The following is a 22,523-nucleotide window of genomic DNA, read 5'->3' on the forward strand; positions in this document are numbered from 1 at the left end:
GTGCATCCATCCAGTATTTGGCCGTATACTCCTACGTTTTCGACGCCCGCCGAGCGAGGCCACTTTGGACAAGATCCTGATTCGTGGGGCCCGAACCCACAACCTGAAGAACATCGACCTGACCCTGCCACGGGACAAACTGATCGTCATCACCGGCTTGTCCGGATCTGGCAAGTCGTCCCTGGCTTTCGACACGCTGTACGCCGAAGGCCAGCGCCGCTACGTCGAGTCGCTTTCGGCCTATGCCCGGCAGTTCCTGTCGATGATGGAAAAGCCTGACGTCGACACCATCGAAGGGCTGTCGCCAGCGATCTCCATCGAACAGAAGTCGACCTCGCACAACCCACGCTCGACCGTTGGCACCATCACCGAAATCTACGACTACCTGCGCTTGCTTTACGCCCGCGTCGGCATTCCGCGCTGCCCTGATCACGACATTCCGCTGGAAGCCCAGACCGTCAGCCAGATGGTCGACCTGGTGCTCGCGCAACCGGAGGGCAGCAAACTCATGCTGCTGGCCCCGGTGATCCGCGAGCGCAAAGGCGAACACCTTTCGGTCTTCGAAGAGTTACGCGCCCAGGGTTTTGTGCGGGCACGGGTCAACGGCAGGCTCTGCGAGCTTGACGAGTTGCCGAAGCTGGACAAACAGAAGAAGCATTCGATCGATGTCGTGGTCGACCGTTTCAAAGTCCGCGCCGATTTGCAGCAGCGCCTGGCCGAGTCGTTTGAAACCGCATTGAAGCTGGCGGATGGCATTGCGCTGGTTGCGCCGATGGACGACGAGCCTGGCGAAGAAATCATCTTCTCCGCGCGCTTCGCCTGCCCGATCTGCGGCCACGCCATCAGCGAACTGGAACCCAAGCTGTTCTCCTTCAACAACCCGGCCGGTGCCTGCCCGACATGCGATGGCTTGGGTGTTAAGCAGTTCTTCGATATCAAGCGGCTGGTGAACGGTGAACTGACGTTGGCCGAAGGCGCGATTCGCGGATGGGACAGGCGTAACGTCTATTACTTCCAGATGCTCGGCTCGCTGGCTTCCCACTACAAGTTCAGCCTGGAAGTGCCGTTCAACGAACTGCCGGCCGATCAGCAGAAGTTCATCCTGCACGGTAGCGGCTCGCAAAACGTCGATTTCAAATACCTGAACGACCGCGGCGACATCGTCAAACGGTCGCACCCGTTCGAAGGCATCGTGCCGAACCTGGAGCGTCGCTACCGCGAAACCGAATCCGCCTCGGTGCGTGAAGAGCTGGCCAAGTTCCTCAGCACCCAGCCTTGTCCGGATTGCCGCGGCACCCGTTTGCGTCGCGAGGCGCGACACGTATGGGTCGGCGAGAAGACATTGCCTGCGGTGACCAATCTGCCAATCGGCGACGCCTGCGAGTACTTCGGCGTTCTGAAGCTGACGGGCCGTCGCGGCGAAATTGCCGACAAGATTCTCAAGGAAATCCGCGAGCGCCTGCAGTTCCTGGTCAACGTGGGCCTCGACTATTTGTCGCTGGATCGCAGTGCGGACACTTTGTCCGGCGGTGAGGCACAGCGTATTCGTCTGGCCAGTCAGATCGGTGCTGGCCTGGTTGGCGTTCTGTACATCCTCGATGAACCGTCGATTGGCTTGCATCAGCGCGATAACGATCGCCTGCTCGGCACGCTCAAGCATCTGCGGGACATCGGCAACACAGTGATCGTGGTCGAGCACGATGAAGATGCCATCCGGCTGGCAGATTACGTGGTGGATATTGGTCCTGGCGCGGGTATACACGGTGGACACATCGTCGCCGAAGGTACGCCAGCCGAGGTCATGGCCCACCCTGACTCGTTGACTGGCAAGTACCTGTCGGGCCGAGTGAAGATTGCCGTTCCAGCCGAGCGCACGCCACGTAACAAGAAGTTGTCGCTGTCCCTCAAGGGCGCTCGCGGCAATAACCTGCGCAACGTCGATCTGGACATTCCGATCGGTCTGCTGACCTGCGTCACCGGCGTGTCCGGTTCGGGCAAGTCAACGCTGATCAACAACACCCTGTTTCCCTTGAGCGCCACGGCACTCAACGGTGCAACGACCCTGGAAGCCGCCGCTCACGACAGCATCAAGGGTCTGGAGCATCTGGACAAAGTTGTCGATATCGACCAAAGCCCGATCGGGCGCACGCCGCGTTCCAACCCGGCGACCTATACCGGATTGTTCACGCCGATTCGCGAACTGTTCGCCGGCGTCCCGGAATCCCGCTCACGCGGTTACGGTCCGGGGCGCTTCTCCTTCAACGTGAAGGGCGGGCGCTGCGAAGCGTGCCAGGGCGATGGCTTGATCAAGGTGGAAATGCACTTCCTGCCGGACATCTATGTCCCGTGCGACGTCTGCAAGAGCAAGCGCTACAACCGCGAAACCCTGGAAATCAAGTACAAGGGCAAGAGCATCCACGAGACACTCGAGATGACCATTGAGGAAGCTCGGGAGTTCTTCGACGCGGTTCCGGCGCTGGCGCGCAAGCTCCAGACGTTGATGGATGTGGGCCTGTCATACATCAAGCTGGGGCAATCGGCGACGACACTGTCGGGTGGTGAAGCCCAGCGGGTGAAACTGTCCCGCGAGCTGTCCAAGCGCGATACCGGCAAGACGCTGTACATCCTTGATGAGCCGACCACTGGCTTGCACTTCGCGGATATTCAGCAACTGCTCGACGTGTTGCATCGCCTGCGCGACCACGGCAACACAGTGGTGGTGATCGAGCACAACCTGGACGTGATCAAGACGGCCGACTGGCTGGTGGACCTGGGGCCGGAAGGCGGCTCCAAGGGCGGACAGATCATTGCCGTCGGTACGCCGGAGGAAGTGTCCGAGATGAAGCAATCGCATACCGGCTTCTACCTCAAGCCGTTGCTGGAGCGCGACAGGGCCTGAATCAGGTCCATGAAAAAGCCCCTGTCACTGGGTTGGTGACAGGGGCTTTTTTGTACGCTTCTGTAGGAGCGAGGCTTGCCCGCGAAGGCCTCACCTCGGTTTGGCTGATGCACCGCGGCGATCCCTTCCTGGGCAAGCCTCGCTCCTACAACACAATCAGAACTGCGATTGCAGATAATTCTCCAGACCGATCAACTTGATCAGGCCCAGCTGCTTCTCGAGCCAGTAGGTGTGGTCTTCTTCGGTGTCGTTCAGCTGAATACGCAGCATCTCGCGGCTCACGTAATCCTTGTGTAGCTCGCAAAGCTCGATGCCCTTGCAGAGTGCGGCGCGGACTTTGTTTTCCAGTCGCAAGTCGGCAGCGAGCATGTCCGGCACAGTGGTGCCGACATCCAGATCGTCCGGACGCATGCGCGGGGTGCCTTCGAGCATCAGAATTCGGCGCATCAGGGCGTCAGCGTGCTGCGCCTCTTCTTCCATTTCGTGATTGATGCGTTCGTAGAGCTCGGTGAAACCCCAGTCCTCGTACATCCGCGAATGGATGAAATATTGATCACGCGCCGCCAGCTCGCCGGTCAGCAACGTGTTGAGGTAATCGATTACGTCTGGGTGGCCTTGCATCGCCCTACATCTCCCTGCTTGAAAGTCTGCAGTTTGAACCAAGCCGACTCTTTGGTCACTCCGCTTGCGCCATAAAAGCGAAGATATTCCGAGAAAAGTGGCTTAAATACAGCAAAAACCGCCCACATGAGGGCGGTTCTGCTTCTCGTTTAGACTTCGTTAAGCTGTACGCCCAACGCCGTTGCGATTGCTTCTCCATACGCCGGATCGGCTTTGAAAAAGTGTTGCAGTTGACGGTCAATCACATCACCGGAAACCCCCGCCATCGAGCCCGCGATGTTGTTGACCAGCAGGGCTTTCTGCTCATCATTCATCAGTCGGAACAGCGCACCGGCATGGCTGTAGTAGTCGGTATCTTCGCGGTGATCGTAACGATCAGCCGCACCACTCAATGCCAGAGCCGGCTCGGCGTAATGAGGTGCTTGTTTTGGCGACTCGACGTAGCTGTTCGGTTCGTAGTTCGGTGCTGCACCGCCATTACTGCCGAACGCCATGGAGCCATCGCGCTGGTAGCTATTGACCGGGCTTCGAGGCGCATTCACCGGCAGCTGCTGGTGGTTGGTGCCAATGCGGTAGCGGTGCGCATCGGCGTATGCGAACACGCGACCTTGCAGCATGCGGTCTGGCGACAGACCAACGCCCGGCACCATGTTGCTCGGGCCAAATGCTGCCTGCTCGACTTCGGCGAAATAGTTCTGCGGATTGCGGTTGAGCTCCAGTTCGCCTACTTCGATTAACGGAAACTCTTTCTGTGACCAGGTCTTGGTCACGTCAAACGGGTTCTCGTAGTGCGCGGCCGCTTGCGCTTCAGTCATGATCTGAATGCACACGCGCCATTTCGGGAAATCTCCACGTTCGATCGCCGTGAACAGGTCTCGTTGAGCGTAATCCGGGTCAGAACCCGCCAGGCGCGCAGCCTCTGCCGGCGCCAGGTTCTTGATTCCCTGCTGGGTCTTGTAGTGCCACTTCACCCAGTGACGCTGGCCACCGGCGCTGATAAGGCTGTAAGTGTGACTGCCGAAACCGTGCATGTGACGGTAGCCGTCAGGAATACCACGATCGGAAAACAGAATGGTGACCTGGTGGAGCGCTTCAGGCGAGTGCGACCAGAAGTCCCACATCATCTGTGCGCTTTTCAGATTGCTTCGCGGCAAGCGCTTTTGGGTGTGGATAAAGTCCGGAAACTTGAGCGGGTCTCGGATAAAGAAGACCGGTGTGTTGTTTCCGACGATGTCCCAATTACCTTCCTCGGTATAGAACTTCAGGGCAAAACCGCGTGGATCGCGCTCGGTGTCGGCCGAACCTCGCTCACCGCCCACGGTGGAAAACCGCAGGAAGGTTGGGGTTTGCTTGCCGACAAATTCAAACAGTTTGGCGCTGGTGTACTCGGTGATATCACGAGTGACGGTGAACGTGCCGTAAGCACCCGATCCTTTGGCGTGCACCCGGCGCTCAGGGATGTTTTCACGGTTGAAGTGGGCAAGCTTCTCGATCAGGTGGAAGTCGTCGAGAAGCAGCGGCCCACGAGGGCCGGCTGAGCGGGAATTCTGGTTGTCGGCGACAGGAGCGCCACTGGCGGTGGTCAGCGTTTTGCTCTGGCTCATGCGTTCTCTTCCTTTGTCAGTCTTTAGCTGCCGGCTAATCGGCTGAGAGGAAGTATTGACCACGAACGTGACGCCTACAAATTCATTAACCTTTACGAACCGATAGAAAAATACTAACGCCAATACACTTTTCGAGCGCCCACAAAAAACCGGGCACCAGGCCCGGTTTTTTGTTTCAGACTGACGTCTTACTCAGCGGATACAGCTTCACCACCGGCAGGACGATCAACCAACTCGACGTACGCCATAGGCGCGTTGTCGCCAGTGCGGAAACCGCACTTGAGGATGCGCAGGTAGCCACCCTCACGGGTAGCGTAACGCTTGCCCAGGTCGTTGAAGAGCTTACCAACGATAGCCTTCGAACGAGTACGGTCGAAAGCCAGACGGCGGTTAGCCAGGCTGTCTGTCTTGGCCAAAGTGATCAGCGGCTCAGCAACGCGACGCAGTTCTTTGGCTTTTGGCAGTGTAGTTTTGATCAGCTCGTGCTCGAACAGCGACACCGCCATGTTTTGAAACATGGCCTTGCGGTGCGAGCTGGTGCGGCTCAGGTGACGACCACTTTTACGATGACGCATGGTTCATTCCTTACCAAACACAACGTTCGGTGATTACGACGATCAGGCAGTCGCCTTGTCGTCCTTCTTAAGACTTGCAGGCGGCCAGTTGTCGAGGCGCATGCCGAGGGACAGACCGCGGGAGGCCAGAACGTCCTTGATTTCAGTCAAGGATTTCTTGCCAAGGTTCGGAGTCTTCAACAGCTCTACTTCGGTACGCTGAATCAGGTCACCGATGTAGTAGATGTTTTCCGCCTTAAGGCAGTTAGCCGAACGTACAGTCAGTTCCAGATCGTCAACCGGGCGAAGCAGGATCGGATCGATCTCGTCTTCCTGCTCGACAACCACTGGCTCACTGTCACCTTTGAGGTCGACGAACGCAGCCAACTGCTGTTGCAGAATGGTTGCAGCGCGGCGGATAGCCTCTTCAGGATCCAGGGTACCGTTGGTTTCCAGATCAATAACCAGCTTGTCCAGGTTAGTACGCTGCTCGACACGGGCGTTTTCCACCACGTATGCGATACGGCGAACCGGGCTGAACGAAGAGTCAAGCTGCAAGCGACCGATGCTGCGGCTTTCGTCTTCATCGCTCTGACGCGAGTCTGCCGGTTCATAACCACGACCACGAGCTACGGTGAGCTTCATGTTCAGGGCGCCGTTAGACGCCAGGTTAGCGATTACGTGATCGGGGTTAACGATCTCGACATCATGATCCAGCTGAATATCGGCAGCGGTAACCACCCCCGAACCCTTCTTCGACAAGGTCAGCGTAACTTCGTCACGACCGTGCAGCTTGATAGCCAGACCTTTAAGGTTCAACAGGATTTCAATTACGTCTTCCTGTACGCCTTCGATTGCGCTGTACTCATGGAGTACACCATCAATCTCGGCCTCGACTACTGCACAGCCGGGCATTGAGGACAACAGGATGCGGCGCAGCGCGTTGCCCAGGGTGTGGCCGAAACCACGCTCGAGAGGCTCGAGAGTGATCTTGGCGCGGGTTGGACTGACAACCTGCACATCAATATGGCGGGGTGTCAGGAACTCATTTACCGAAATCTGCATGGATGCACCTATTTTCTAGCCCTTACTTGGAGTAGAGCTCGACAATCAGGCTTTCGTTGATGTCGGCGGACAGATCACTGCGAGCTGGAACGTTCTTGAAAACGCCCGACTTCTTCTCAGTGTCTACTTCTACCCATTCTACGCGGCCACGTTGGGCACACAGATCGAGAGCTTGGACAATGCGAAGTTGGTTCTTTGCTTTCTCGCGAATCGCGACCACGTCACCAGCACGAACCTGGTACGACGGCACGTTTACGGTCTGACCGTTAACGCTGACGGATTTGTGCGATACCAGCTGACGGGATTCGGCACGAGTAGAGCCAAAACCCATACGGTATACAACGTTGTCCAGACGGCATTCGAGCAGTTGCAGCAGGTTTTCACCGGTTGCACCTTTCTTGCCAGCTGCTTCTTTGTAGTAGCCGCTGAATTGACGCTCGAGAACGCCGTAGATACGACGGACCTTCTGCTTTTCACGCAGTTGGGTGCCGTAATCGGACTGGCGACCGCGGCGTTGGCCGTGGATACCAGGTGCTGCTTCGATGTTGCACTTCGATTCGATCGCGCGCACGCCGCTCTTCAGAAAGAGATCGGTGCCTTCGCGACGAGCGAGTTTGCATTTTGGACCAATGTAACGAGCCATTCTTTACAATCTCCTGGATTACACGCGGCGCTTCTTCGGCGGACGGCACCCGTTATGCGGGATTGGCGTCACGTCGGTGATGCTGGCGATCTTGTAGCCACAGCCGTTCAAAGCGCGGACTGCAGATTCACGACCTGGGCCTGGACCTTTGACGTTAACGTCGAGGTTTTTCAGACCGTATTCCAGCGCAGCTTGCCCAGCACGTTCAGCAGCTACTTGAGCAGCAAACGGAGTGGACTTGCGGGAACCGCGGAAACCCGAACCACCGGAGGTAGCCCAGGAAAGAGCGTTGCCTTGACGGTCGGTGATGGTCACGATTGTGTTGTTAAAAGACGCGTGGATGTGGGCGATGCCATCAACCACTGTCTTTTTGACTTTTTTACGAGGACGAGCAGCAGGTTTAGCCATGATTAATTTCCTGTCGATTCGCTGGGGCGATTACTTGCGGATCGGCTTACGCGGACCTTTACGGGTACGCGCGTTAGTCTTGGTACGCTGACCGCGCACTGGAAGACCACGACGATGACGCAGACCGCGATAGCAACCGAGGTCCATCAAACGCTTGATTTTCATGTTGATTTCGCGACGCAGGTCACCTTCAGTGGTGAACTTCGCCACTTCGCCACGCAGCTGTTCAATCTGCTCGTCGCTCAGATCTTTGATCTTTGCGGCTGGGTTTACCCCAGTCACTGCACAGATCTTCTGTGCAGTAGTGCGACCAACACCATAGATGTAGGTCAGCGAGATAACAGTATGCTTGTTATCTGGAATGTTAACGCCTGCAATACGGGCCATTCAGTGGGACTCCAATTGACAGCTACCTACGCCCCGGAAGCCAAGAAATAGGGCGCGAGATAATATCGCTGTAATAACAAATAATCAACCCGGCAGCGCACTAGCTACCGGGCTTGAAGCACAATCACACTCAGCCTTGGCGCTGTTTGTGACGCGGTTCCGCGCTGCAAATTACTCGAACAACACCTTCGCGGCGAATAATCTTGCAGTTACGGCACAGCTTTTTCACCGATGCACGAACTTTCATCACCAACTCCTCGAACCTTATGGGTACTCAGCGCAACATGCCGCTGCCGTAACCCTTCAGGTTGGCTTTCTTCATCAGGGATTCGTACTGGTGCGAAACGAGGTGCGATTGTACTTGGGACATGAAGTCCATCACAACCACGACGACGATCAGCAACGAGGTCCCGCCAAGGTAGAACGGTACGTTTGCTGCAACCACCAGGAACTGGGGAAGCAAGCACACGGCCGTCATGTATAGAGCACCGAACATGGTCAAGCGGGTCAGAACGCCATCAATGTAGCGCGCGGACTGCTCACCTGGACGGATACCCGGAATAAAGGCACCGGACTTCTTCAGGTTTTCCGCTACGTCTTTCGGATTGAACATCAACGCCGTATAGAAGAAGCAGAAGAAAATAATCCCTGCACTAAACAGCAGAATATTCAACGGCTGACCAGGAGCGATCGACTGCGAGATGTCCTGCAACCAGCCCATACCTTCAGACTGGCCGAACCAGGCACCCAACGAAGCCGGGAACAGCAAAATGCTGCTCGCGAAAATGGCCGGAATAACACCGGCCATGTTCACCTTCAGCGGCAAGTGGCTAGTCTGCGCAGCGAAGACCTTGCGGCCCTGCTGACGCTTGGCGTAATGAACAGCAATACGACGCTGACCACGCTCAATGAACACCACGAAACCGATAATCGCTACTGCCAGCAAACCGATGGCAACCAGGGCGAAGATATTGATATCACCCTGACGCGCAGACTCGAAAGACTGCCCGATCGCTCTCGGAAGACCGGCGACGATACCCGAAAAAATCAACATCGAGATACCGTTGCCAACACCACGCTCAGTAATCTGCTCACCCAGCCACATCATGAACATCGCACCAGCCACAAAAGTGGATACCGCAACGAAATGGAAGCCAAAGTCACCAGTGAACGCAACGCCCTGCCCCGCCAGACCAATGGACATGCCAATGGCCTGAACGAGAGCAAGGACGACAGTGCCGTAGCGGGTGTACTGGCTGATCTTGCGACGGCCAGCTTCACCTTCCTTCTTCAACTGCTCCAGCTGCGGGCTGACGGCGCTCATCAGTTGCATGATGATCGATGCCGAAATGTACGGCATGATCCCCAGTGCAAAGATGCTCATCCGCTCCAGCGCGCCGCCAGAAAACATGTTGAACAAGCTAAGAATGGTCCCCTCATTCTGTCGAAACAGGTCCGCGAGTCGGTCCGGGTTGATACCTGGAACCGGGATGTGTGCGCCTATTCGGTAGACGATAATCGCCAGGAACAGAAAACGCAGACGAGCCCAGAGTTCAGACATACCGCCTTTGCCGAGCGCAGAGAGAGCACCTTGCTTAGCCATTTATTCCTCGAACTTGCCGCCAGCTGCTTCGATAGCCGCACGCGCACCTTTGGTGGCGCCGATTCCCTTTCCGATGGTGACAGCGCGAGTAACTTCGCCGGACAGCATGATTTTCACACGCTGTACGTTGACGTTGATCACGTTGGCATCTTTCAAGGACTGCACGGTGACGATGTCGCCTTCCACTTTAGCCAGCTCGGACAAACGCACTTCTGCGCGATCCATGGCCTTCAGGGAAACGAAACCGAACTTCGGCAGGCGACGATGCAGCGGCTGTTGACCGCCTTCAAAGCCTGGAGCAATGGTGCCACCGGAGCGGGAGGACTGACCTTTGTGGCCGCGGCCACCGGTCTTGCCCAAACCACTACCGATACCACGGCCCGGACGATGCTTTTCGCGACGGGAACCCGGCGCTGGACTCAGATCATTGAGTTTCATCGATTAACCCTCGACACGCAGCATGTAGTAAGCCTTGTTGATCATCCCGCGATTCTCGGGAGTATCAAGTACTTCTACAGTGTGACCGATGCGACGCAGACCCAGACCCTTAACGCACAGTTTGTGGTTAGGGATGCGGCCGGTCATGCTTTTGATCAGCGTAACTTTAACGGTAGCCATGATCAGAAGATCTCCTTGACGCTTTTACCACGCTTGGCGGCAATGGATTCAGGAGACTGCATAGCTTTCAAACCTTTGAAAGTGGCGTGAACCACGTTTACCGGGTTAGTCGAGCCGTAGCACTTGGCCAGAACGTTCTGAACGCCAGCAACTTCGAGGACTGCACGCATAGCGCCGCCAGCGATGATACCGGTACCTTCAGAAGCAGGCTGCATGTACACCTTCGAAGCGCCGTGACCGGACTTCATTGCGTACTGCAGAGTGGTGCCGTTCAGATCAACTTGGATCATGTTGCGACGAGCAGCTTCCATTGCCTTCTGGATCGCAGCAGGCACTTCACGTGACTTGCCACGGCCGAAGCCAACACGCCCTTTACCATCACCAACCACGGTCAACGCGGTGAAAGTGAAGATACGGCCGCCTTTTACGGTTTTGGCTACGCGGTTAACTTGAACCAGCTTCTCAATGTAGCCTTCGTCGCGCTTTTGGTCGTTATTTGACATAACTTAGAACTCCAGCCCAGCTTCACGAGCAGCATCAGCCAGCGCCTTGACGCGGCCGTGGTACTTGAAGCCAGAGCGGTCGAAAGCCACCTGCGAGACGCCAGCGGCTTTAGCACGCGTAGCGACCAGCTGGCCAACCTTAGTGGCCGCGTCGATGTTGCCAGTGGCGCCATCACGCAGTTCTTTATCCAAAGTCGAGGCAGATGCCAGGACTTTGTTGCCGTCGGCCGAAATGACCTGGGCGTAGATGTGCTGCGACGAGCGGAACACGCAGAGACGCACGACTTCGAGTTCGTGCATTTTCAGGCGTGCTTTGCGAGCGCGACGCAGTCGAGTAACTTTTTTGTCGGTCATTTGCTATGCCCTACTTCTTCTTGGCTTCTTTACGACGGACGACTTCGTCCGCGTAGCGCACACCTTTGCCTTTGTAAGGCTCTGGTGGACGGAAGTCGCGGATCTCGGCGGCCACTTGACCTACCAGCTGCTTATCGATACCCCGAATCAGGATGTCGGTTTGGCTAGGAGTCTCAGCGGTGATGCCTTCCGGCAGTTCATAATCCACTGGGTGCGAGAAGCCAAGAGCCAGGTTCAGCACTGTGCCTTTTGCTTGCGCTTTGTAACCAACACCGACCAGCTGGAGCTTACGCTCGAAGCCTTGGCTTACGCCTTGGACCATGTTGTTTACCAACGCACGAGTGGTACCAGCCATTGCGCGAGTTTGTTGATCGCCATTGCGAGCAGCGAAACGCAGCTCACCAGCTTCTTCAACGATCTCAACGGACGAATGGATGTTCAGTTCGAGAGTGCCCTTGGCACCCTTCACCGAAAGCTGTTGGCCTGCGAATTTTACTTCGACGCCGGCTGGCAGCTTAACGGGGTTCTTAGCGACGCGTGACATGCTTATCCCCCCTTAGAACACAGTGCAAAGAACTTCGCCGCCGACACCGGCAGCGCGCGCAGCACGATCCGTCATCACACCTTTGTTGGTGGAGACGATAGACACACCGAGACCGCCACGAACTTTTGGCAGATCATCGACGGACTTGTACTGACGCAGGCCTGGACGGCTAACGCGCTTCACTTCTTCGATAACCGGACGGCCTTCGAAGTACTTCAGCTCGATGGACAGCAGAGGTTTGATTTCGCTGCTGATCTGATAACCCGCAATGTAACCTTCGTCCTTCAGGACTTTGGCAACAGCTACCTTCAAAGTAGAAGATGGCATGCTTACGACGGACTTTTCAGCCATCTGGGCATTACGGATTCGAGTTAGCATGTCCGCTAACGGGTCCTGCATACTCATGGGCTAGACGCTCCTAATACAAAAAAATTAGCCTTGCGGCTACTACGTGTCGCCGAGCTCATCCATGCAGAAAAAGCACGGGCTCAGGCGAGCCGGGTATTCTAGACACACCCCACAAATGAATCAAGCCCCAAAAGGGGCTTGATTCAAGTTCAAGGTCACCGGTGGTCAGGATCTTGCGATCCCGGACACCCTGACTTTGATAGTGCTTACCAGCTGGCTTTAACCAGACCAGGTACGTCACCACGCATTGCCGCTTCACGCAGTTTGTTACGGCCAAGGCCGAACTTGCGGTAAACGCCGTGTGGACGACCGGTCAGGCGGCAGCGGTTACGCATGCGCGAAGCGCTTGCGTCACGTGGCTGCTTCTGCAGAGCTACTGTAGCTTCCCAACGTGCTTCTGGACTTGCGTTCAGATCAACGATGATAGCTTTCAGTGCTGCACGCTTTTTGGCGTACTTGGCAACCGTGAGCTGACGCTTCAGCTCGCGGTTTTTCATGCTCATCTTGGCCATTTTCCTACTCCAATCAGTTGCGGAACGGGAATTTGAAAGCACGCAACAGGGCGCGACCTTCATCATCGTTCTTGGCAGTGGTGGTCAGGGTAATGTCCAGACCGCGGAGAGCATCGATCTTGTCGTAGTCGATTTCCGGGAAGATGATCTGCTCTTTAACGCCCATGCTGTAGTTACCACGACCATCGAAGGACTTGGCATTCAGGCCGCGGAAGTCGCGAACCCGAGGCAGGGAGATCGACAGCAGACGATCCAGGAACTCGTACATACGCTCACGGCGCAGGGTCACTTTGACGCCGATCGGCCAACCTTCACGGACTTTAAAGCCAGCGATGGATTTCCGAGCGTAAGTCACAACGACTTTCTGGCCGGTGATCTTTTCCAGGTCGGCAACAGCGTGCTCGATGACTTTTTTGTCACCGACCGCTTCGCCCAGACCCATGTTCAGGGTGATTTTGGTAACGCGTGGAACTTCCATCACGTTCGAAAGCTTAAGTTCTTCCTTAAGTTTCGGTGCGATTTCCTTCCAGTAAATCTCTTTTAGTCGTGCCATGGTCTTCTACCTAGCAGTGTTCAAGCATCAACCGCTTTTTGGGTCGACTTGAAGACACGAATTTTCTTGCCGTCTTCTACTTTGAAACCAACGCGGTCAGCCTTGTTGGTTTCGCCGTTGAAAATGGCGACGTTAGAAGCGTCCAGTGGAGCTTCTTTTTCGACGATACCGCCTTGTACGCCCGACATCGGGTTAGGCTTGGTATGACGCTTAACCAGGTTCAGACCACCAATAACCAGACGGTTATTAGCGAGAACCTTAAGCACCTTACCGCGCTTACCTTTGTCTTTGCCGGCGATCACGATGATCTCGTCGTCACGACGAATCTTTTGCATGTCGGATCTCCTTACAGCACTTCTGGGGCGAGCGAGACGATCTTCATGAACTTCTCAGTACGAAGTTCACGGGTCACTGGCCCAAAGATACGGGTGCCGATCGGCTCTTGCTTGTTGTTCAGAAGAACAGCAGCGTTGCCATCAAAGCGGATAATGGAGCCATCAGCACGACGTACGCCGTGACGAGTGCGGACTACAACAGCAGTCATCACTTGGCCTTTTTTCACTTTACCGCGAGGAATTGCTTCCTTCACGGTAACTTTGATGATGTCACCGATACCAGCGTAACGACGATGGGAGCCACCCAGCACCTTGATGCACATAACGCGGCGTGCGCCGCTGTTATCGGCCACATCGAGCATGGATTGAGTCTGAATCATATAATTTCTCCGACCCCTAGTCCTTAGACTTCCACAGCGCGTTCGAGAACATCAACCAATGCCCAAGACTTGGTCTTGGCCAGCGGACGAGTTTCACGAATAGTGACTTTGTCGCCGATGTGGCACTGATTGGTTTCGTCGTGCGCGTGCAGCTTAGTCGAACGCTTAACGTATTTACCGTAGATCGGGTGCTTAACGCGACGCTCGATCAGAACGGTGATGGTCTTGTCCATTTTGTCGCTGACAACACGGCCAGTCAGCGTACGGACGGTTTTTTCGGCTTCAGCCATGATTACTTACCTGCCTGCTGTTTGAGCACAGTCTTCACGCGAGCGATGTCACGCTTAACTTGCCGGAGCAGGTGAGACTGCCCCAACTGGCCAGTTGCTTTCTGCATGCGCAGATTGAACTGGTCGCGCAGCAGGCCGAGCAGTTGCTCGTTAAGCTGCGGCGCGTCTTTTTCACGAAGTTCGTTCGCTTTCATCACATCACCGTCCGTTTAACAAAGGCGGTGGCGAGCGGCAGCTTTGCAGCAGCCAGGGCAAAAGCCTCACGCGCCAGCTCTTCAGTTACACCCTCGATTTCATACAGGACTTTGCCTGGCTGAATCTGGGCAACCCAGTACTCCACACTACCCTTACCTTTACCCATCCGAACTTCGAGTGGCTTTTTGGAAATAGGCTTGTCCGGGAATACACGGATCCAGATCTTGCCGCCACGTTTAACGTGACGGGTCAGAGCACGACGCGCTGACTCGATCTGACGAGCGGTGAGACGACCACGAGCTACAGACTTCAGCGCGAACTCGCCGAAGCTGACTTTGCTACCGCGCTGAGCCAGACCACGGTTGTGGCCTGTCATCTGCTTGCGGAACTTCGTACGCTTTGGTTGCAACATTTGGCGTACCCCTTACTTAGCAGCTTTTTTACGAGGCGCTGGTGCTTGTGGTTTCAGTTCTTCTTGGCGACCACCAATTACTTCGCCTTTGAAGATCCAAACCTTTACACCGATCACACCGTAAGTGGTGTGAGCTTCGTAGTTGGCATAGTCGATGTCGGCACGCAGGGTGTGCAGTGGCACACGACCTTCGCGATACCATTCAGTACGTGCGATTTCAGCACCGCCGAGACGACCGCTCACTTGGATTTTGATGCCTTTGGCACCAATGCGCATGGCGTTCTGTACAGCGCGCTTCATAGCGCGACGGAACATTACGCGACGCTCCAGCTGCTGAGCTACGCTCTGCGCAACCAACATACCGTCGAGTTCCGGCTTGCGGATTTCTTCGATATTGATGTGCACAGGCACACCCATTTGTTTGGTCAGGTCCTGACGCAGTTTCTCAACATCTTCACCCTTCTTCCCGATAACGATACCTGGACGAGCGGTGTGGATGGTGATACGTGCAGTTTGAGCCGGACGATGGATATCGATACGGCTTACGGACGCGCTTTTTAGTTTGTCTTGGAGATACTCACGCACCTTCAGATCAGCGAACAAATAGTCCGCATAAGTCCGACCGTCTGCGTACCAGACGGAGGTGTGCTCCTTGACGATTCCCAGGCGAATGCCAATGGGATGTACTTTCTGACCCATCTCTTCGACTCCGTTACTTGTCAGCAACCTTGACAGTGATATGGCAAGACCGCTTGACGATGCGATCAGCACGGCCTTTGGCACGTGGCATGATGCGCTTCAGCGAACGCCCTTCGTTGACGAAAACGGTGCTGACTTTAAGGTCATCAACGTCTGCGCCTTCGTTATGCTCGGCGTTGGCTACGGCCGACTCCAGCACTTTCTTCATGATCTCGGCGGCTTTCTTACTGCTGAAAGCCAACAAGTTGAGCGCTTCGCCCACCTTCTTCCCGCGGATCTGGTCGGCGACCAAGCGGGCTTTCTGGGCGGAGATTCGAGCGCCCGACAACTTAGCGGCTACTTCCATTTCCTAACCCCTTAACGCTTGGCTTTCTTGTCTGCCACGTGCCCACGATAAGTGCGGGTACCGGCGAACTCGCCCAGTTTGTGGCCGACCATGTCTTCGTTAACGAGAACTGGGACGTGTTGACGACCGTTGTGTACTGCGATGGTCAAACCGACCATTTGTGGCAGGATCATCGAACGACGCGACCAGGTTTTCACCGGTTTGCGATCATTCTTTTCCGCCGCCACTTCGATCTTCTTCAGTAGGTGAAGATCGATAAAAGGACCTTTTTTCAGAGAACGTGGCACTGTCGTATCCCTCTATTTACTTGCGACGACGGACGATCATTTTGTCGGTACGCTTATTACCACGAGTCTTCGCGCCCTTAGTCGGGAAGCCCCATGGCGATACCGGATGACGACCACCAGAGGTACGACCTTCACCACCACCATGTGGGTGGTCAACCGGGTTCATGGCAACACCACGAACGGTTGGGCGAACGCCACGCCAGCGTTTGGCACCAGCTTTACCCAGCGAACGCAGGCTGTGCTCGGAGTTCGAGACTTCACCCAGGGTCGCGCGGCATTCAGCCAGCACTTTACGCATCTCACCAGAACGCAGACGCAGGGTCACGTAGACACCTTCACGAGCGATCAGCTGAGCCGAAGCACCAGCGGAACGAGCGATTTGCGCGCCTTTACCTGGCTTCAATTCGATGCCGTGTACGGTGCTACCAACTGGAATGTTACGCAGTTGCAGAGCGTTGCCCGGCTTGATCGGTGCCAGAGCACCTGCGATCAGCTGGTCGCCAGCACTCACGCCTTTAGGGGCAATGATGTAGCGACGCTCGCCATCTGCGTACAGCAGCAGAGCGATGTGAGCAGTACGGTTTGGATCGTATTCAATACGCTCGACAGTGGCAGAGATGCCATCTTTGTCGTTGCGACGGAAATCGACCAGACGATAATGCTGCTTATGGCCACCACCGATGTGACGAGTGGTAATGCGACCATTGTTGTTACGACCACCAGTCTTCGATTTTTTCTCGAGCAGCGGTGCGTGAGGAGCGCCTTTATGCAGCTCCTGGTTGACCACCTTGACCACAAAACGGCGGCCAGGGGAAGTCGGTTTGCATTTAACGATTGCCATGATGCACCCCTTCCTTACTCAGCACTGCTGCTGAAATCGAGATCTTGGCCTGGCTGAAGGGAGATAACTGCCTTCTTCCAGTCATTACGCTTGCCCAGACCGCGAGCAGTGCGCTTGCTCTTACCCAGAACATTCAGGGTAGTAACACGCTCTACTTTCACGCTGAACAGGCTTTCGACGGCCTTCTTGATTTCCAGCTTGGTTGCGTCAGTTGCAACCTTGAAAACGAACTGGCCTTTTTTGTCAGCCAGAACCGTAGCCTTCTCGGAAACGTGCGGGCCAAGCAGAACTTTAAATACGCGTTCCTGGTTCATCCCAGCAGCTCCTCGAATTTCTTCACGGCCGACACGGTGATCAACACCTTGTCGTATGCGATCAGACTAACTGGATCGGAACCTTGCACGTCACGTACATCAACGTGTGGCAGGTTACGAGCAGCCAGGTACAGGTTCTGATCAACCACTTCAGACACGATCAAGACGTCAGTCAGGCCCATGCCGGTCAGCTTGTTCAGCAGATCTTTGGTCTTCGGTGCATCAACAGCGAAGTCCTGAACCACAACCAGACGATCAGTACGCACCAGCTCAGCAAGGATGGAACGCATTGCTGCGCGATACATCTTCTTGTTCAGCTTCTGGGTGTGATCCTGAGGACGAGCTGCGAAAGTGGTACCGCCGCCGCGCCAGATTGGGCTACGGATAGTACCGGCACGAGCACGGCCAGTACCTTTCTGACGCCATGGGCGCTTACCGCCACCACGAACGTCGGAACGGGTCTTTTGCTGCTTGCTACCTTGACGGCCGCCGGCCATGTAGGCCACGACTGCTTGGTGAACCAGCGTCTCGTTGAATTCGCCGCCAAATGTCAGTTCGGAAACTTCGATCGCTTGAGCGTCATTTACATTTAATTGCATGTCAGCTTCCCCTTAACCGCGAGCCTTGGCTGCTGGACGTACAACCAAGTTGCCGCCAGTAGCGCCAGGAACAGCGCCCTTGACCAACAACAGATTGCGTTCAGCGTCCACGCGCACTACTTCGAGGGACTGCACGGTCACGCGCTCAGCGCCCATATGACCGGACATTTTTTTGCCCTTGAATACACGACCAGGAGTCTGGCACTGGCCGATAGAGCCTGGAACGCGGTGGGACACGGAGTTACCGTGGGTATTATCTTGCCCGCGGAAGTTCCAACGCTTGATCGTACCCTGGAAGCCTTTACCCTTGGACTGACCGGTTACATCAACCAGTTGACCAGCGGCGAAAATTTCAGCGTTGATCAGATCGCCGGCCTGGTACTCGCCTTCTTCAAGGCGGAATTCCATTACGGTACGACCAGCGGCAACGTTCGCCTTAGCGAAGTGGCCAGCCTGAGCAGCTGTAACACGCGAAGCACGACGCTCGCCTACAGTGACTTGCACTGCACGATAGCCATCGGTCTCTTCAGTTTTGAACTGGGTGACGCGATTCGGCTCGATCTCAATGACCGTGACCGGAATGGAGACACCTTCTTCGGTGAAAATACGGGTCATACCGCATTTACGACCGACTACACCAATAGTCATGTTGTAAACCTCATGAGTGTACGGGGCTTTCACCCGCTATGGCCGCCCATTTCAGAGCGTTACACGACTAAGACCGAGTCTTAGCCGAGGCTGATCTGCACTTCCACACCGGCCGCAAGATCAAGCTTCATAAGAGCATCAACGGTTTTATCCGTTGGCTGGACGATGTCCAGAACGCGCTTATGAGTACGGATCTCGTACTGGTCACGCGCGTCTTTGTTGACGTGCGGGGAGACCAGAACGGTGAACCGCTCTTTACGGGTAGGCAGTGGAATTGGACCACGCACTTGAGCACCAGTACGTTTCGCGGTTTCCACGATTTCCTGGGTGGATTGGTCGATCAGGCGATGGTCAAAAGCCTTCAACCTGATACGGATTTGCTGATTTTGCATTGGATTTCAGACTCCGGCTGCTATTCCCACCGAGCGCAATACGCCCGTTAAAAGGAGGCGCAATTCTATAGACGCCCCAGATAGGTGTCAACCCAATAAAAAAGCCCCCGCTAAGCGGGGGCTTTTTCAACTCATCGAAGCTTACTCAAAAAGAGCTTACTCGATGATTTTGGCTACGACGCCAGCGCCGACGGTACGACCGCCTTCACGGATAGCGAAACGCAGACCGTCTTCCATTGCGATGGTCTTGATCAGGGTGACAACCATTTTGATGTTGTCGCCCGGCATTACCATTTCAACGCCTTCTGGCAGCTCGCAGTTACCAGTCACGTCAGTAGTACGGAAGTAGAACTGTGGACGGTAGCCTTTGAAGAACGGAGTGTGACGACCGCCTTCTTCTTTGCTCAGAACGTAGACTTCAGCTTCGAACTTGGTGTGCGGCTTAACCGAACCTGGCTTAACCAGAACCTGGCCACGCTCAACGTCGTCACGCTTGGTACCACGCAGCAGAACGCCGCAGTTCTCGCCTGCACGACCTTCGTCGAGCAGCTTACGGAACATTTCAACACCGGTGCAGGTGGTGACGGTAGTGTCACGCAGACCAACGATTTCCAGTGGATCCTGAACCTTGACGATACCGCGCTCGATACGGCCAGTTACAACAGTACCGCGACCGGAGATCGAGAATACGTCTTCGATTGGCATCAGGAACGGCTTGTCGATAACACGAACTGGATCTGGGATGTAGCTGTCCAGAGTCTCAACCAGTTTACGAACGGCAGTGGTGCCCATTTCGTTGTCGTCTTGGCCGTTCAGAGCCATCAGAGCCGAACCGATGATGATCGGAGTGTCGTCACCTGGGAAGTCGTAAGTGCTCAGCAGATCGCGCACTTCCATCTCAACCAGTTCCAGCAGCTCAGCGTCGTCAACCATGTCAGCCTTGTTCAGGAAGACAACGATGTACGGAACGCCAACCTGACGGGACAACAGGATGTGCTCACGGGTTTGTGGCATCGGACCATCAGCGGCCGAGCAAACCAGGATAGCGCCGTCCATCTGAGCAGCACCGGTGATCATGTTCTTCACATAGTCAGCGTGACCTGGGCAGTCAACGTGAGCGTAGTGACGGATCAGCGAGTTGTATTCAACGTGCGCGGTGTTGATGGTGATACCACGAGCCTTTTCTTCTGGAGCGCTGTCGATTTTATCGAAAGCAACAACAGCCGAACCGAAAACTTCGGAGCAGACGCGAGTCAGAGCAGCGGTCAGCGTGGTTTTACCGTGGTCGACGTGACCGATGGTGCCAACGTTGACGTGCGGAAGGGTACGGTCAAATTTTTCTTTAGCCACGACAATTAACTCCTAGCCTAAAGGGGGCTGAATCAGCCTTGTTTTTTGGTAACAGTTTCGACGATGTGCGACGGAGCTGTATTGTATTTTTTGAATTCCATAGAGTAGCTTGCGCGACCTTGGGACATGGAACGAACGTCGGTTGCGTAACCGAACATTTCACCCAACGGAACCTCGGCGCGAATCACTTTGCCGGAAACCGTATCTTCCATACCCAGGATCATGCCGCGACGACGATTAAGGTCGCCCATCACGTCACCCATATAGTCTTCAGGTGTAACAACCTCTACCGCCATGATCGGCTCAAGCAACTCACCACCGCCCTTCTGGGCCAGTTGCTTGGTTGCCATGGAAGCAGCCACCTTAAACGCCATCTCGTTGGAGTCGACGTCGTGGTAGGAACCATCAAACACGGTAGCCTTCAGGCCGATCAGCGGATAGCCGGCCACAACGCCGTTCTTCATCTGCTCTTCGATACCCTTCTGGATAGCCGGGATGTATTCCTTAGGAACCACACCACCCACTACTTCGTTCAGGAATTGCAGACCTTCCTGACCTTCGTCAGCAGGAGCAAAACGAATCCAGCAATGACCGAACTGGCCACGACCGCCGGACTGACGAACGAACTTGCCTTCGATTTCGCAGCTCTTCGTGATGCGCTCACGGTACGAAACTTGAGGCTTACCGATGTTGGCTTCGACGTTGAACTCACGGCGCATCCGGTCAACCAGGATGTCCAGGTGCAACTCGCCCATGCCGGAGATGATCGTTTGACCAGTCTCTTCATCAGTCTTGACGCGGAAAGACGGGTCTTCCTGAGCAAGCTTGCCCAGAGCGATACCCATTTTTTCCTGGTCGTCCTTGGTCTTAGGCTCTACGGCAACCGAAATAACCGGCTCCGGGAAATCCATGCGAACCAGGATGATTGGCTTGTCAGCGTTGCACAAAGTTTCACCAGTGGTGACGTCCTTCATGCCGATCAAGGCCGCGATGTCGCCAGCGCGCACTTCCTTGATTTCTTCACGGGCGTTTGCGTGCATTTGCACCATACGACCCACGCGCTCTTTCTTGCCTTTAACCGAGTTGATCACGCCGTCGCCGGAGGCCAACACGCCCGAGTAAACTCGAACGAAGGTCAAGGTACCCACGAATGGGTCGGTAGCGATCTTGAACGCCAGAGCCGAGAACGGCTCGCTGTCGTCTGCGTGACGCTCCATTTCCTTGGTCTCGTCATCCGGGTCAGTACCCTTGATGGCAGGAATGTCGGTAGGAGCCGGCAGGTAGTCGATAACGGCGTCGAGAACCAGGGGAACACCCTTGTTCTTGAAGGAAGAACCGCAAACAGCCAGAACGATCTCACCAGCGATAGTACGCTGACGCAGAGCGGCCTTGATTTCCGCGTTGGTGAGCTCTTCACCTTCGAGGTACTTGTTCATCAGCTCTTCGCTGGCTTCGGCCGCAGCCTCAACCATATTGCCGCGCCACTCGTTAGCCAATTCTTGCAGTTCAGCAGGGATAGGCTCGCGACGTGGAACCATGCCTTTGTCAGCGTCATTCCAGTAAACAGCTTCCATGGCGATCAGATCGATCTGACCCTGGAAGTTGTCTTCGGAACCGATAGCCAACTGGATTGGCACCGGAGTGTGACCCAGACGCTGCTTGATCTGACCGATCACGCGCAGGAAGTTCGCACCAGCACGGTCCATCTTGTTTACGTAAACAAGACGTGGAACGCCGTACTTGTTGGCTTGACGCCATACGGTTTCCGACTGAGGCTCAACACCCGAGGTACCGCAGAACACAACGACCGCGCCGTCGAGAACACGCAGGGAACGCTCAACTTCAATAGTGAAGTCAACGTGGCCCGGGGTGTCGATGACGTTGAAGCGGTATTGATCTTTGTGCTGCTTCTCGGAACCCTGCCAGAAGGCGGTAATGGCAGCAGAAGTAATGGTAATACCACGCTCCTGCTCCTGCACCATCCAGTCTGTGGTCGCGGCGCCGTCATGCACCTCGCCCATTTTGTGACTTTTGCCGGTGTAAAAAAGGACGCGCTCGGTGGTGGTGGTTTTACCAGCATCCACGTGAGCAACGATACCGATGTTACGGTAGCGGTTAATCGGTGTTGTACGAGCCATAAAGCCCTCGCAAAATTAGTG

The 22,523-nt window shown here is 55.4% G+C and carries 33 protein-coding genes; 1 reads left to right on the top strand and 32 read right to left on the bottom strand.

The annotated features are described in order from the left end of the window. Positions 1 to 64: 64 nt before the first annotated feature. Complete coding sequence (uvrA, locus tag ACM6IR_RS16340; RefSeq protein ID WP_414908688.1) at positions 65 to 2,899, top strand: excinuclease ABC subunit UvrA; 2,835 nt, start codon at positions 65 to 67, stop codon at positions 2,897 to 2,899. Between the two features lie 156 nt (positions 2,900 to 3,055). On the opposite strand, the gene bfr is transcribed toward uvrA, so the two are convergent. The 32 genes from bfr to fusA form a co-directional block, all read right to left on the bottom strand. Then, entirely contained in the window at positions 3,056 to 3,520 is a 465-nt protein-coding gene (gene bfr / locus ACM6IR_RS16345) for a bacterioferritin (RefSeq protein ID WP_414908689.1), read from the bottom strand. Positions 3,521 to 3,669: 149 nt separating this feature from the next. After that, positions 3,670 to 5,124 (bottom strand): catalase, encoded by a 1,455-nt coding sequence (locus ACM6IR_RS16350; protein WP_414908690.1) that lies wholly within the window; start codon positions 5,122 to 5,124, stop codon positions 3,670 to 3,672. A gap of 188 nt (positions 5,125 to 5,312) precedes the next feature. Next, positions 5,313 to 5,699: a 50S ribosomal protein L17 gene (gene rplQ / locus ACM6IR_RS16355; protein ID WP_008145500.1), complete on the bottom strand. Its 387-nt coding sequence runs from the start codon at positions 5,697 to 5,699 to the stop codon at positions 5,313 to 5,315. Between the two features lie 42 nt (positions 5,700 to 5,741). Beyond that, positions 5,742 to 6,743 carry a DNA-directed RNA polymerase subunit alpha gene (locus tag ACM6IR_RS16360; protein WP_003186012.1) on the bottom strand — a complete coding sequence of 334 codons (1,002 nt, stop codon included), beginning with the start codon at positions 6,741 to 6,743 and terminating at the stop codon, positions 5,742 to 5,744. A 22-nt stretch (positions 6,744 to 6,765) separates the two neighbouring features. Beyond that, a complete protein-coding gene (gene rpsD / locus ACM6IR_RS16365) occupies positions 6,766 to 7,386 on the bottom strand; it encodes a 30S ribosomal protein S4 (protein WP_003210056.1) in 621 nt (206 codons plus the stop codon). Positions 7,387 to 7,404: 18 nt separating this feature from the next. Further along, positions 7,405 to 7,794: a 30S ribosomal protein S11 gene (rpsK, locus tag ACM6IR_RS16370; protein ID WP_002555466.1), complete on the bottom strand. Its 390-nt coding sequence runs from the start codon at positions 7,792 to 7,794 to the stop codon at positions 7,405 to 7,407. Positions 7,795 to 7,824: 30 nt separating this feature from the next. Continuing rightward, positions 7,825 to 8,181, bottom strand: a complete 357-nt coding sequence (gene rpsM / locus ACM6IR_RS16375) for a 30S ribosomal protein S13 (RefSeq protein WP_003186020.1) — start codon at positions 8,179 to 8,181, stop codon at positions 7,825 to 7,827. A gap of 130 nt (positions 8,182 to 8,311) precedes the next feature. Beyond that, positions 8,312 to 8,428 (bottom strand): 50S ribosomal protein L36, encoded by a 117-nt coding sequence (gene rpmJ, locus ACM6IR_RS16380; RefSeq protein WP_002555468.1) that lies wholly within the window; start codon positions 8,426 to 8,428, stop codon positions 8,312 to 8,314. A gap of 27 nt (positions 8,429 to 8,455) precedes the next feature. Next, the gene (gene secY / locus ACM6IR_RS16385; protein WP_414908691.1) at positions 8,456 to 9,784 is read right to left on the bottom strand and encodes a preprotein translocase subunit SecY; all 1,329 of its coding nucleotides are present in this window, start codon (positions 9,782 to 9,784) and stop codon (positions 8,456 to 8,458) included. After that, complete coding sequence (gene rplO / locus ACM6IR_RS16390; RefSeq protein ID WP_007896782.1) at positions 9,785 to 10,222, bottom strand: 50S ribosomal protein L15; 438 nt, start codon at positions 10,220 to 10,222, stop codon at positions 9,785 to 9,787. Positions 10,223 to 10,225: 3 nt separating this feature from the next. Then, positions 10,226 to 10,402, bottom strand: a complete 177-nt coding sequence (gene rpmD, locus ACM6IR_RS16395; protein WP_003186033.1) for a 50S ribosomal protein L30 — start codon at positions 10,400 to 10,402, stop codon at positions 10,226 to 10,228. Positions 10,403 to 10,404: 2 nt separating this feature from the next. Then, a complete protein-coding gene (rpsE, locus tag ACM6IR_RS16400; protein ID WP_007943782.1) occupies positions 10,405 to 10,905 on the bottom strand; it encodes a 30S ribosomal protein S5 in 501 nt (166 codons plus the stop codon). Between the two features lie 3 nt (positions 10,906 to 10,908). Further along, a complete protein-coding gene (gene rplR / locus ACM6IR_RS16405) occupies positions 10,909 to 11,259 on the bottom strand; it encodes a 50S ribosomal protein L18 (RefSeq protein ID WP_003186037.1) in 351 nt (116 codons plus the stop codon). A 10-nt stretch (positions 11,260 to 11,269) separates the two neighbouring features. Further along, complete coding sequence (rplF, locus tag ACM6IR_RS16410; RefSeq protein ID WP_007896774.1) at positions 11,270 to 11,803, bottom strand: 50S ribosomal protein L6; 534 nt, start codon at positions 11,801 to 11,803, stop codon at positions 11,270 to 11,272. A gap of 12 nt (positions 11,804 to 11,815) precedes the next feature. Next, a complete protein-coding gene (gene rpsH / locus ACM6IR_RS16415; protein WP_003186040.1) occupies positions 11,816 to 12,208 on the bottom strand; it encodes a 30S ribosomal protein S8 in 393 nt (130 codons plus the stop codon). Positions 12,209 to 12,417: 209 nt separating this feature from the next. Continuing rightward, on the bottom strand, positions 12,418 to 12,723 hold the full coding sequence (gene rpsN / locus ACM6IR_RS16420; RefSeq protein WP_003176414.1) for a 30S ribosomal protein S14: 306 nt from the start codon (positions 12,721 to 12,723) through the stop codon (positions 12,418 to 12,420). 13 nt (positions 12,724 to 12,736) lie between these two features. Further along, entirely contained in the window at positions 12,737 to 13,276 is a 540-nt protein-coding gene (gene rplE / locus ACM6IR_RS16425) for a 50S ribosomal protein L5 (RefSeq protein ID WP_003176415.1), read from the bottom strand. A 20-nt stretch (positions 13,277 to 13,296) separates the two neighbouring features. After that, complete coding sequence (rplX, locus tag ACM6IR_RS16430) at positions 13,297 to 13,611, bottom strand: 50S ribosomal protein L24 (RefSeq protein WP_003176416.1); 315 nt, start codon at positions 13,609 to 13,611, stop codon at positions 13,297 to 13,299. A gap of 11 nt (positions 13,612 to 13,622) precedes the next feature. Beyond that, positions 13,623 to 13,991: a 50S ribosomal protein L14 gene (gene rplN / locus ACM6IR_RS16435; RefSeq protein WP_002555479.1), complete on the bottom strand. Its 369-nt coding sequence runs from the start codon at positions 13,989 to 13,991 to the stop codon at positions 13,623 to 13,625. A 23-nt stretch (positions 13,992 to 14,014) separates the two neighbouring features. Then, positions 14,015 to 14,281: a 30S ribosomal protein S17 gene (rpsQ, locus tag ACM6IR_RS16440; RefSeq protein WP_003176419.1), complete on the bottom strand. Its 267-nt coding sequence runs from the start codon at positions 14,279 to 14,281 to the stop codon at positions 14,015 to 14,017. 2 nt (positions 14,282 to 14,283) lie between these two features. Then, positions 14,284 to 14,475 carry a 50S ribosomal protein L29 gene (rpmC, locus tag ACM6IR_RS16445; RefSeq protein ID WP_008030901.1) on the bottom strand — a complete coding sequence of 64 codons (192 nt, stop codon included), beginning with the start codon at positions 14,473 to 14,475 and terminating at the stop codon, positions 14,284 to 14,286. Beyond that, positions 14,475 to 14,888 (bottom strand): 50S ribosomal protein L16, encoded by a 414-nt coding sequence (rplP, locus tag ACM6IR_RS16450; protein WP_008145497.1) that lies wholly within the window; start codon positions 14,886 to 14,888, stop codon positions 14,475 to 14,477. The genes rpmC and rplP overlap by 1 nt, the downstream gene beginning before the upstream one ends. A 12-nt stretch (positions 14,889 to 14,900) precedes the next feature. Then, entirely contained in the window at positions 14,901 to 15,587 is a 687-nt protein-coding gene (gene rpsC, locus ACM6IR_RS16455) for a 30S ribosomal protein S3 (RefSeq protein WP_003176422.1), read from the bottom strand. A 13-nt stretch (positions 15,588 to 15,600) separates the two neighbouring features. Beyond that, positions 15,601 to 15,933, bottom strand: a complete 333-nt coding sequence (gene rplV / locus ACM6IR_RS16460) for a 50S ribosomal protein L22 (RefSeq protein WP_003103908.1) — start codon at positions 15,931 to 15,933, stop codon at positions 15,601 to 15,603. A gap of 11 nt (positions 15,934 to 15,944) precedes the next feature. Continuing rightward, positions 15,945 to 16,220, bottom strand: coding sequence for a 30S ribosomal protein S19 (gene rpsS, locus ACM6IR_RS16465; RefSeq protein WP_002555486.1), 276 nt, complete (start codon positions 16,218 to 16,220; stop codon positions 15,945 to 15,947). 16 nt (positions 16,221 to 16,236) lie between these two features. Beyond that, entirely contained in the window at positions 16,237 to 17,061 is an 825-nt protein-coding gene (gene rplB / locus ACM6IR_RS16470) for a 50S ribosomal protein L2 (RefSeq protein ID WP_003176423.1), read from the bottom strand. Between the two features lie 14 nt (positions 17,062 to 17,075). Beyond that, entirely contained in the window at positions 17,076 to 17,375 is a 300-nt protein-coding gene (gene rplW, locus ACM6IR_RS16475; protein WP_002555488.1) for a 50S ribosomal protein L23, read from the bottom strand. Further along, positions 17,372 to 17,974 carry a 50S ribosomal protein L4 gene (rplD, locus tag ACM6IR_RS16480; protein ID WP_007896707.1) on the bottom strand — a complete coding sequence of 201 codons (603 nt, stop codon included), beginning with the start codon at positions 17,972 to 17,974 and terminating at the stop codon, positions 17,372 to 17,374. The genes rplW and rplD overlap by 4 nt, the downstream gene beginning before the upstream one ends. Positions 17,975 to 17,986: 12 nt before the next feature. Then, a complete protein-coding gene (rplC, locus tag ACM6IR_RS16485; RefSeq protein ID WP_003186059.1) occupies positions 17,987 to 18,622 on the bottom strand; it encodes a 50S ribosomal protein L3 in 636 nt (211 codons plus the stop codon). An 80-nt stretch (positions 18,623 to 18,702) separates the two neighbouring features. After that, a complete protein-coding gene (rpsJ, locus tag ACM6IR_RS16490) occupies positions 18,703 to 19,014 on the bottom strand; it encodes a 30S ribosomal protein S10 (protein WP_003186070.1) in 312 nt (103 codons plus the stop codon). Between the two features lie 156 nt (positions 19,015 to 19,170). Next, positions 19,171 to 20,364, bottom strand: a complete 1,194-nt coding sequence (tuf, locus tag ACM6IR_RS16495; protein WP_007896660.1) for an elongation factor Tu — start codon at positions 20,362 to 20,364, stop codon at positions 19,171 to 19,173. 32 nt (positions 20,365 to 20,396) lie between these two features. Next, positions 20,397 to 22,502 carry an elongation factor G gene (fusA, locus tag ACM6IR_RS16500; RefSeq protein WP_414908692.1) on the bottom strand — a complete coding sequence of 702 codons (2,106 nt, stop codon included), beginning with the start codon at positions 22,500 to 22,502 and terminating at the stop codon, positions 20,397 to 20,399. Positions 22,503 to 22,523: the final 21 nt, after the last annotated feature.

Origin of the sequence: Pseudomonas sp. IT-P253 (assembly GCF_949768125.1) — a bacterium.
Lineage (GTDB): Bacteria > Pseudomonadota > Gammaproteobacteria > Pseudomonadales > Pseudomonadaceae > Aquipseudomonas.

Bases quoted from the DNA above. Each gene is read 5' to 3' on its own strand.
- bfr (WP_414908689.1), bottom strand. From the start codon at position 3,520: ATGCAAGGCCACCCAGACGTAATCGATTACCTCAACACGTTGCTGACC.
- ACM6IR_RS16350 (WP_414908690.1), bottom strand. From the start codon at position 5,124: ATGAGCCAGAGCAAAACGCTGACCACCGCCAGTGGCGCTCCTGTCGCC.
- rplQ (WP_008145500.1), bottom strand. From the start codon at position 5,699: ATGCGTCATCGTAAAAGTGGTCGTCACCTGAGCCGCACCAGCTCGCAC.
- ACM6IR_RS16360 (WP_003186012.1), bottom strand. From the start codon at position 6,743: ATGCAGATTTCGGTAAATGAGTTCCTGACACCCCGCCATATTGATGTG.
- rpsD (WP_003210056.1), bottom strand. From the start codon at position 7,386: ATGGCTCGTTACATTGGTCCAAAATGCAAACTCGCTCGTCGCGAAGGC.
- rpsK (WP_002555466.1), bottom strand. From the start codon at position 7,794: ATGGCTAAACCTGCTGCTCGTCCTCGTAAAAAAGTCAAAAAGACAGTG.
- rpsM (WP_003186020.1), bottom strand. From the start codon at position 8,181: ATGGCCCGTATTGCAGGCGTTAACATTCCAGATAACAAGCATACTGTT.
- rpmJ (WP_002555468.1), bottom strand. From the start codon at position 8,428: ATGAAAGTTCGTGCATCGGTGAAAAAGCTGTGCCGTAACTGCAAGATT.
- secY (WP_414908691.1), bottom strand. From the start codon at position 9,784: ATGGCTAAGCAAGGTGCTCTCTCTGCGCTCGGCAAAGGCGGTATGTCT.
- rplO (WP_007896782.1), bottom strand. From the start codon at position 10,222: ATGAAACTCAATGATCTGAGTCCAGCGCCGGGTTCCCGTCGCGAAAAG.
- rpmD (WP_003186033.1), bottom strand. From the start codon at position 10,402: ATGGCTACCGTTAAAGTTACGCTGATCAAAAGCATGACCGGCCGCATC.
- rpsE (WP_007943782.1), bottom strand. From the start codon at position 10,905: ATGTCAAATAACGACCAAAAGCGCGACGAAGGCTACATTGAGAAGCTG.
- rplR (WP_003186037.1), bottom strand. From the start codon at position 11,259: ATGACCGACAAAAAAGTTACTCGACTGCGTCGCGCTCGCAAAGCACGC.
- rplF (WP_007896774.1), bottom strand. From the start codon at position 11,803: ATGTCACGCGTCGCTAAGAACCCCGTTAAGCTGCCAGCCGGCGTCGAA.
- rpsH (WP_003186040.1), bottom strand. From the start codon at position 12,208: ATGAGTATGCAGGACCCGTTAGCGGACATGCTAACTCGAATCCGTAAT.
- rpsN (WP_003176414.1), bottom strand. From the start codon at position 12,723: ATGGCCAAGATGAGCATGAAAAACCGCGAGCTGAAGCGTCAGCTCACG.
- rplE (WP_003176415.1), bottom strand. From the start codon at position 13,276: ATGGCACGACTAAAAGAGATTTACTGGAAGGAAATCGCACCGAAACTT.
- rplX (WP_003176416.1), bottom strand. From the start codon at position 13,611: ATGCAAAAGATTCGTCGTGACGACGAGATCATCGTGATCGCCGGCAAA.
- rplN (WP_002555479.1), bottom strand. From the start codon at position 13,991: ATGATTCAGACTCAATCCATGCTCGATGTGGCCGATAACAGCGGCGCA.
- rpsQ (WP_003176419.1), bottom strand. From the start codon at position 14,281: ATGGCTGAAGCCGAAAAAACCGTCCGTACGCTGACTGGCCGTGTTGTC.
- rpmC (WP_008030901.1), bottom strand. From the start codon at position 14,475: ATGAAAGCGAACGAACTTCGTGAAAAAGACGCGCCGCAGCTTAACGAG.
- rplP (WP_008145497.1), bottom strand. From the start codon at position 14,888: ATGTTGCAACCAAAGCGTACGAAGTTCCGCAAGCAGATGACAGGCCAC.
- rpsC (WP_003176422.1), bottom strand. From the start codon at position 15,587: ATGGGTCAGAAAGTACATCCCATTGGCATTCGCCTGGGAATCGTCAAG.
- rplV (WP_003103908.1), bottom strand. From the start codon at position 15,933: ATGGAAGTAGCCGCTAAGTTGTCGGGCGCTCGAATCTCCGCCCAGAAA.
- rplB (WP_003176423.1), bottom strand. From the start codon at position 17,061: ATGGCAATCGTTAAATGCAAACCGACTTCCCCTGGCCGCCGTTTTGTG.
- rplW (WP_002555488.1), bottom strand. From the start codon at position 17,375: ATGAACCAGGAACGCGTATTTAAAGTTCTGCTTGGCCCGCACGTTTCC.
- rplD (WP_007896707.1), bottom strand. From the start codon at position 17,974: ATGCAATTAAATGTAAATGACGCTCAAGCGATCGAAGTTTCCGAACTG.
- rplC (WP_003186059.1), bottom strand. From the start codon at position 18,622: ATGACTATTGGTGTAGTCGGTCGTAAATGCGGTATGACCCGTATTTTC.
- rpsJ (WP_003186070.1), bottom strand. From the start codon at position 19,014: ATGCAAAATCAGCAAATCCGTATCAGGTTGAAGGCTTTTGACCATCGC.
- fusA (WP_414908692.1), bottom strand. From the start codon at position 22,502: ATGGCTCGTACAACACCGATTAACCGCTACCGTAACATCGGTATCGTT.